The organism is Rhodopirellula europaea 6C (assembly GCF_000338295.1).
Classification (GTDB): domain Bacteria; phylum Planctomycetota; class Planctomycetia; order Pirellulales; family Pirellulaceae; genus Rhodopirellula; species Rhodopirellula europaea.
Window position 1 is genome coordinate 88,026 of the sequence record NZ_ANMO01000113.1, and the last position, 9,112, is coordinate 97,137.

The window sequence follows — 9,112 nt, forward strand, 5'->3', positions numbered from 1 at the left end:
CCTCCCCAACTGCGTTCAGGAGGGTGATTTCAACCTTGCAAGCACAGCACTTCAAAACTGCACGACCTCTTCAACAGGCGAGGTTCGCAAGTTGTTGCGAGGGCGAACGGATTGAGAGAGCGTTTGGACGCATTCGATTTGTGAAATGCGTTCCAAAAGCAAACTTGGCACCGGAACAGCTGGGACGACTGTTCTACTCTTCGTCATTCAAGTGTTCGACAAACGACGTGATCTCATCTTCGGTCATCTTCAGCTTTGTTTCCATCAACATGTGCTTCAAATGCTTCTGACCGCTATCGCTGGATGGGAAGCCAATATTGCTGCCATCATTTTCTCGGTTGGAAGTTACTAATCGTTTGCCGTCCGCATCGACGATTGCAAACCATGGAATGCCGCCCTCTGCCCCATCACGAAGTTCTTGCATCAATTCACGAGCACCGGTGTAGCGGTGATCCATCTTCACCCACAGGTAGTCCGCTTCCCAATCGCGGTGCTCAATGAGGAAGTCAGACAACATGTGGCACGGCCCGCACCAAGTCGCCGTTTCTTGAACGATGACACGTTTGTTCTCTTTCTTGGCTTGAGCCAATGTCGTCTTCAGTAGCTCTCGAGCGTCAATCGGATCTGGGCGGAACGAGTCAAGCCAATCGATCACGTGTGACTTCGAAAGCTGCTCTTCGACAATGAAGTCCATGTCAGATACATGTTCGATAAGCTCGCCGTCCGCGTTGACCAGCACCAATGAAAACTCAATGGCTTGATCCAGGTTCTTGACCCCAAGTTCGTCCAGCAACTCGCGTGCTTGTTCTTTTTGTTCTTGGCTTTCGGTGGAGATCGCCATAACCAAGTAGTCATCTCGAACCTTGCGATAGTCGCTGTCCTCGTATCGCCACTGCATGAAGTCATGCAGGCGAGGTTCGTCGATGGTTCCAATAGCGATCAACAACATTTGTTTGGAACGCTGGACTCGCGGCACCGCACGGCTGAAACGTTGCAAAGGCGTTCCGTCCACAGCCATGGCTCGCTTGATGCGTTCGTCCAGTGTGGGTGGGACATATGGTTTCCGGGGAGCAGGGATACCTAGCGCCCCCAGATCGACCGTTTCACCTGGTTCGACGAAGACGGTTCCCAGTCGAACGCTGCGTCCTTGTGAGTCAGGTGCCAAAGTAAGAACGTATTCATGATTTGCGGCCAGGTTTGGAAGTATGAAATTGCCGTCATCGTCCGTGGTCACTTGCCCACCAAACCGCGGACTGAAGGAACGATTGTCCTTCGCGTGGACATAAATGGCGTAAACAATGACAGTGTTAGACGCCGGTTCATCTGAGTCACTTTTGTGCAGCACACCCTGCGCGGAACCGACAGGATGAAGTTCAATCTCAACTGACTTCACCTTGTCATCAATCTTGGTGATGGATCTGAGTTTGCCGTGTTCATCGGTCGTGTGGATGTAGGCCGCGCTGCCGTCCGTCTCGACCGCGAATTTCCCGTCCGCATCTGATTTGGCTTTCCAATCGGTGCGGATGAATTCGCGTGCGATACCGTCAAGTGTCGCGTTTGGAACGGGAACGCCATCAGCGGCATTTCGGACGATGCCTTGCAACACGATCTTTTCAATCGTTTCAATGCTCGCGTCGACTTGCTTTTCCAATTCACCCGCCACTTCAAACTCGACCGACTTCGCACGTTGTGGTGGACGCAAACTGTAGTTGCCGTTGCCAAGTTTCAGCTCGTATCGACCCTCATCATCGGTTTGAGTGCTGAAGTAGACCATGGGACGAACGTAGAGGTTGGAACCATCTGGATTGGCGATCTTGACGTCCTCCATGTCATCCAGTGACGTTCCATACAAGTAGCAACCAACTCGCTCGTTGGCGATCGGATCGCCGGTGGCTTCGTCCGTGATGCGTCCGGTGACGACTGTGGGCTGGCGAAGTCTCAGTTCCACACCATCCACAGGTTGGTTCTGATTGACCACGAATGTCGGAACTCCGTCGCTGGCCCACTTCTCGCTTTCGACGGAAAGAAGGTAAATCTGCTCTCCCGGCACTTGCATTTCAAACGTTCCGTCATGCTCGGTCGTGACTCTTTCTCGCCCGGGGTCGGTGGCATAGCCTCGACCATTTGCGACCACGGTGATCCCAGGTGCAGGGTTGCCAGCAGGGTCGACCACGCGTCCGCGTATGGGAACGGTTCGGTTCATGACGACCGACAACTTTTTGTTGCCCTTCGATGGGAAATAGTTCCCCCGCGAATGGACGAAGCCATCGCGAGACAGCCAAAATGTCACTGGGCTCTTTTGCCACTGCGGCATCCAATCAAATGTCACCTGCCCATCGGCCCCAGTTTTTTCGACGAAATTAGTTTGGCCGAAACTCAGATTGACTTGGTCGTTCTCTGATTCCTTTTGCAGTAGCCATGGATAAACCTCGACGTCAGCCAGTGGCTTTCCATCGCCGTCCTTGACGATGAATGTGACTGACTCCGCACCGTCCAACTGAAGCGTTGCTCCATCCTCTGGAAACTCGGGGACTTTTGCGTTCTGGTCGTTTCGCTGGTTTCGTGAAAGCGCGTACAGTTCGTAGTCCGCTCCCAGACCGTTCTTCCAAGCAATCACCGATCGGATTCCGCTCGAAAGCGGATAGGAAAACGTGTATTGCCCAGGGACAGAGGTCGCGAAAGCATCGACCGTGAAATAGGCGCCGATTTGGACCAACAGATTGGCTCCTTCGACTGGTTGATTGTCTTGATCAACCACCTGAATGGTCCCGGGACGGGTCTTTTCGAGCTGCAACTGAACTGGCAAAGGACGCTGGCTGGAAGCATCTCTGCTAATTCGGTCAAACGTCAGCAGAGAACCATCATCGCTCTGCGCACGAAAAGTTGTCGCGGCGAGCATCGTCTTCGCGATCGGAAGGCTGAACTGGAATTTGCCGTCGGAATCGGCTTTGGCTTCCTTCTTCCGTTGCGGATTGGATCCGTCGAAATAGTGAATCTCTACAACTGCGTTGGGAACCGCGTTGCCAGCTTCATCAACTGCCGTCCCAGCGATCTCAGTGAGTCGGTCGACGTCTGAATCCGGAAGTTCATCCGAGGCCCCCTGGCCCTGCGGAAGGACCATCAAGAGCAGCATCAAATAAACAAACTGCAATTTGGTGACTGGTTTCCAACGCATTGCTGAATCCTCTGACAATGAACGGTCTCGAAGGACGGTCTTCAAACATTCGATCCGATTGTAGGGGGTGCGGCACAACTCTGCAGTAATTTTCTATACCGTTCCGCGGTGTGGTCACCTATCAAATAAAAACGCCAGCGAAGACGAACTTCGCTGGCGTTTGCGACGTTTGGAAACGACGTGAGCCTTAGGACATCAGACGCAATTGACCTTGGTCGAGTGACAATGATTCGAGCAAGCTTTCCAGTTCTTCTCGGTCCTCTTCTGAGTCCAAGTCGACTTGGCTGATCGCGGCGTAGTCGAGTGAAGCTTGCGGTGCCACATTCAACAGCTTGCGAGCCTCACGTTCGACTTGTCCGAGAACGGCATCGAGTACTTCGACACTTGATTCATCGCTTGGCTCGCTAGATGGGACTGCATTGTCGAAAACGTCGTTGTTGCTGAGAGCGTTGATCACACGAAGGGCATCGACCGCCGTTGTGGCACCGTCTTCGTTCACATCGAGGAACGCACGAGACATCTGCGTATTGGGTTGGTTCAACGCATTGATCACCAACAACGCGTCCAACGCACTGACTTGGCCGTCATTGTTGACGTCCGTTTGCACGCGTTGATTGCTGAATGGACCGAAGTCCGCCAAACGCTGTTGGCCGGCTGCCGAAGCAAATTCGATCGCGACGGGTGGACCTGCCAATTCCGGCGTGGGGTAGGTGTTGCTGAACCCAAGCTGATCGCCTTCCGCGGAAGTCAATCCGTGGTTGGCATCGAACAGGTCAAGGTCTTCGAAGTCAACTTGTCCTGAACCATCGAAGTCCGCCCAAGCGGCCAGACTGTTGGTTCCGCTGACAACCGCGCCAAAGACGCTGGCGAAGATCGAGAAATCAGCGAAGTCAATTTGGTCGCTGTCGTCCGCGTCGTAAAGGACCGCCCACATGCCCGTATCAGGAGTTTGGCCGACGCCGGCACTGCCGACGATGCTACCTGAAGTGACGGTGGCATTTTCGACCGCCAGTTCCAAATTGTACGCACCAATGAAATTGTTGTTCTCATCGACGGGAGCGTCATCGTTTGCGGTTGGTGCAAAACGAATTCGACCGAGCAGGATCGGACCGCCATCCGAGACCGGCGTGGATGCGATCAGCGAGATATTGCTGACCAAGCCATTGGCATCGTCGACGCTCACCGTGCCGTCCAAACTGAACGACTCGGCGGGTTCGAATGTCCAAGCACTCGTCAGTGAAGTGTTGTACGAGAGGTCAAACGAAACCGCGTCTACGGCTTGTGTGTTGGCTTCGGGAGTCAGATAGATTTCTGTGGTGAAGCTTTCCCATTCGTGAACATAGCCAACCGATTCAGGCACCTCGTTCACGCGGCCACCTTCTCCCAGAACGGTGTCGTCCCGAACAACAGCCAAATCGAGCATTGCGGCTTGAACATGTTGAACGGATTCAACATCGGTCAGATCCACGGACCCAGCGTCCAGGTTTCCTCCGCCAAATCGTGCAAACGGAAGAGCCCCGGGTGCCAATGTGTAAGTCGCGGTTCCGCCGGCGGTGGCAACCACTTCGAAGTAACCCAAACGGACCCAAGTTGGTGCCAAGCCTTGCCCGGTCTGCAAGGTTCCGCCGCCAAGGTCGTCAATCAGCCCGGCTGAATCGTCAATCGTTCCCGATGGCAGCAAGTCGTAGTCATCGTTGGAAATCCCAACCGCGTCGACGACATCGGTGTTGTAGCGAACATCAATTTGTCCGCCGGCCAGGCCATTGAATTGGTTGTCGAAATCCTGCACCCAGGCTTCGACGTAATAAGTCCCGCCGATGGGGCTGGTCGTGATCGCGGAGGGCAATTCGGTCGAACCAGCGAGGCTCGGCGTCGCGACAGCACGCAATTCCACGTCCAACACGGACTGGCCGAGCTGGAAGACGGTGACGCTGCCACTGACTTCGTTGGACGCGAGCAACAACGGTTGACCGTTGGGGCTGTCTGCTGCGGAGACAAACTTCAGGTCTTCCACTCCCAAATCGCCAGCTTCTTCAATGTTCGTCGCGTTGGCATCGCGATTGTTGATGTACTGAACGAAGGTGGCTTCCGCGGGCGACGTGATGTCGTAAACGAAGACGCCACCGGTACGTTCCAATCCGATAAAGGCATACATCCGATCGCCGATGACTCCGGTGGTGATGGCCTCGGGTTCAGGCCCTTTGGCATCGCTGCGCGAATCAAACTCGTTTTCATCATTGCTGCTGTTGAACAGATCAGGAACCAACTGGGCCGTGAGTTGCTCGAACTGGTCGCCTGAATCAAACACAACGTCGCCAGACGCATTGAAGATCGTGAACGAACGAGCTCCAAAAGTGAAGAGCTGATCAAAGTCGCCATCACCATCGGTGTCGCCATCGATATTCGAAATGGTCAGACGACCCAAAACATCGTCTTCTTGCAGATCAGCAGCGTTGGGGAAAACGGTGGGGTCGAGAACAATGTCTTTGATCCGGTCTTCGTCGAAATCTCGCGAATCGCCTTCATTGGCGGTGGCATAAAAAGTTTGTCCGCCGACTTCGAATGAGGTGATCGCGTCGGGCATGTAGAGCCCAAAGACGGGATGCGGTGCAATTGCCACGGCGTCGTCCCGATCGCTCGGGTCGATGCCGTTGCCCGGGAGCGAATGATCTTTCACGCCCAGCGGTTGGATTTCCAAAATTTCAGGTTGGACCAAGTCCACGACAGCGACGGAGTTGGCTTCTTGCAGCGTCACATACGCTCGCGTTCCGTCCGGAGAAATGGAGGCGTATTCAGGTTCCAAATCGCGTGACGCCGAGCGGCCTGGGAAGATTCGGACGCCTTGCGAGCGTAGCGTGTCTTCTTGTCCATCAAACGCGGTGAAATCGAGCGTGGTCACGTCGAAGGATGTGATGAAGCCGTCCTGACGCAATCGAGTCAGGTCAATCACGCTGATCGTTCCCAAGGGGTCAATGGTTGGACTGGGATCTTCTAAATCGTCCGGTTCGCCTTCACCAGCAACGACCACTTTCATCCCGTCAGGTGAAAACGCCAGTGAGTCGGGCAGAGCCCCCACGGTGACACTGCCGAGCAGGTTGCCGTCGACGTCGAAGAACAGAACTCCACCAGGATCGGTGTGCGTTGGAGCAGCGACTGCGACTGCAACGATGCCGCCGGACACCGCGACGCTGTTCACGCCACCGGTCCCACTGGGGAACGTGATCGGCGAGAGTTCCGTGGGAGAGGTCGGGTCGGCAATGTCCAGCACGCCAATGTGGTTGGCGTCGGAATTCGTGAAGAAGACTCGCTGGGTTTGCGGGTCATGAGCCACGATTTCCGCCGCCGATTCATCGAACACACCGGTTTCGAAGGTGCCGGCAACGGAGATTTTGAAACTGTCGATCGAGGATGGCGTCAGAATTGTGTCGTTGGTGACCGCCAAGTTTTGAATGCGTTGATCCTGAACAGGCGAGGTCTCGCTCTCTCGAAAAGGAGCGGTTCCGCCGTCCGGATTGTGGTTGGCCAGCAGGTATTCGGCCAACGCATCCTGCTCTTTGCCGGTGGTAAAGACATCGGACGCACCATCCGACAAACCAGCCGAGGCCAGATGTGTCAGGGAATCACCGTAGGCGGGGAACGGATAGCCATCGCCTCCGATCGGTGAACCGCCCGAGAAGATCCCAGCGAGGAAGTCCAAGGTCACGATTCGAATTTCGCGATTTGGATTGCCGATCAATTGGCCGTCTTGCACCAAGACATCGATGACCTCACCGTTGTCGTCGACCAATGCGAAACTGCGAACTCTTTGGCCTTCTTGAACGACGTTGGCGGAAGCGTCCAACACCAAAGCTGGTTCGTTCGGATCGAAGCTGAACTTGGCACCACCGATTTGCGGGAATTGACCGGGAGTCGCATTGCCGGCCGCATCGGTCGCCGCAACGCCGTGTTCGATCAGTCGTTTCAGCTCGATCGCGGTGACGGTCATCACGGTCAAACCGTTGTCGAACCGCAACGCGTTCTCGATGTCCAGTTGAGAGATCTCGCCGGCTTCCTTCCCCGCGTCCGGGTTCGTCGCGGTTGGAAGCTCTTCACCGGTCAATCCATCGATTGCACCGATCGCGGCGCGGATTCCGCCACCGTTTTTGATCGAAACCGCCACCGTGGAATCGAACTGACGAGCAGCCACGAGGTTCGCATCCGCGGTCAGGTTGCCCAAATTCGTTGCTTGAGTTCGAACCTCCGCGCGGCGTCCTTCGAGGAAAACGTCAGTGGCACCGAAGATCTCGCCGTCTTTGGCAGTGACGACACCACGAACGGCGTGAACCAATTTGTTGACTTCGGTTGCCTTGGTGCTATCAGCAATCGCGGTGGTGATGTCTGCCGCACCGGTGACAGCCAATGTTCCCGCTTCGTCCGTGGCGAAGACTCCACTAATCGAAGCGTCCAGCATCGAAGGAATCACAACGCCATTGGCGTCGAAATCCACGACCAAACGCCCGACATAACTGTATTCACCATCAGTGCTGACGATCAGCGTCGGATCATTGTCCGCGTTGGTCGTTTGCAAAGGATAAGTCCCTTCGGCTACATCGCCTGCACGCAAAGTGTCTTGCGCATCGGCGAGCAGCGTGTCGGATCCACCGGCGACAATGATGTCGACACCGTTGAGCAATCCAGCCAATTCTTCTTCCAGCGAAATCTGCTGGAGATGGCTAATCAAGATGACTTTGTTGACATCATCCGCGTTGCCCGCGATGTCGTCGTCGCCATCGGCGATGTCCGCAATAATCGGGTTCAGGACATCGGCCAAAGCCTGCATGTCGTTGGTTCCTCCCGCGTTGGAAACCGTTGCGCCGGGTGACGAAATCTGGCTTAGCAACTGAGTGGTCGCACCGACGATCGCGACCGATTCTCCATTCACTTCGGCAATCGTCGCGGGAGCAATCTTGGGAGCAGCGGCGGTTGCGGCCAGATCACCAAGATCGGCTTGGTAATCGGTGGTGGGCAGGACGTCGGCGGTGAACAAACCGGCCAAACTAGGATCGCCAGAGAAGTCCAGGTTGGCACTGAGCGAAGGAAATTGTGCCCCTAGCCAACGCACATCACCCGGCGTGTTGCCGCGAATATCCGTGCCAATCAAACCACCGAGCGTGTCGGTACCGAAGTCGAATTCATGGTTCCCCAGAGCCGACGCGTCGAACTCCAGCAGATTCATGATTGAAATGTCGACGCGGCCACCGTCTTCGCGAATGTTGTTCAGGCCGGGTTCGCCGAGCAACCCTTGGTAGGCTTCTTGCAGCGGAGTTCGCAGACTGCCATCTCCGGAAGCACTGAAGAAGGGGCCACCGATAAAGTTGTCACCTGCCGAAACGAGCAACGAACCGCGACCGTCATTGGCAGCTTCTGTTTCCAAGCTATCAACGATCGCCGCGAAGTGAGGTGCGTCGGATATCGCCTCCACACCGCCTTCCAAATCACTGGCGTGGAGCAGTTGCAACGAGAAATCAGAAGCCAACATTTGGCGGGATTCGAGTGCTTGCAATCCCGCACGCAGGTGCTGACGGCGTTGATTCGAACGACGGGAAAGAAATCGTTTTGCCACGAGAGTGATCCAAATTCGATGTAAGAACGGGGGACGATGTAAGTCCCGCGGATTCTGACGATCGAAAATGAAGTTGCTGCAAACGTTGCTCACAGAGTTCCATGCGAATTCAGTGAAGATTCGCAGAAGGCATGAACCGTTCGCCTTTTCTGGATCACCAACAGCGAAGAGGCAACCGCCCCCTCCTTCACCTCGAGGTCGCGCAGTTTATCGAGGCCGCGTTTTAGCGGGTTTCAGCATTTGAGAACCTCTCCCGAAACGAAGTTTGGGGAGTCGAGCGACGCCGTTCAGGCGTACGCGAGGGAGGGGCCGAGCATGGGAAGCGGCGCGGATTG

The 9,112-nt window shown here is 55.3% G+C and carries 2 protein-coding genes; both read right to left on the reverse strand.

Annotated elements, in window-relative coordinates:
- Nucleotides 1–193 precede the first annotated feature (193 nt).
- The gene (locus RE6C_RS11210) at nucleotides 194–3,175 is read right to left on the reverse strand and encodes a carboxypeptidase regulatory-like domain-containing protein (protein WP_144054730.1); all 2,982 of its coding nucleotides are present in this window, start codon (nucleotides 3,173–3,175) and stop codon (nucleotides 194–196) included.
- A 187-nt stretch (nucleotides 3,176–3,362) separates the two neighbouring features.
- Nucleotides 3,363–8,777 (reverse strand): choice-of-anchor I family protein, encoded by a 5,415-nt coding sequence (locus tag RE6C_RS11215; RefSeq protein WP_008656662.1) that lies wholly within the window; start codon nucleotides 8,775–8,777, stop codon nucleotides 3,363–3,365.
- Nucleotides 8,778–9,112 lie beyond the last annotated feature (335 nt).

Coding starts and splice junctions, on each gene's coding strand:
- RE6C_RS11210 (WP_144054730.1), bottom strand. CDS start 3,175: ATGCGTTGGAAACCAGTCACCAAATTGCAGTTTGTTTATTTGATGCTG.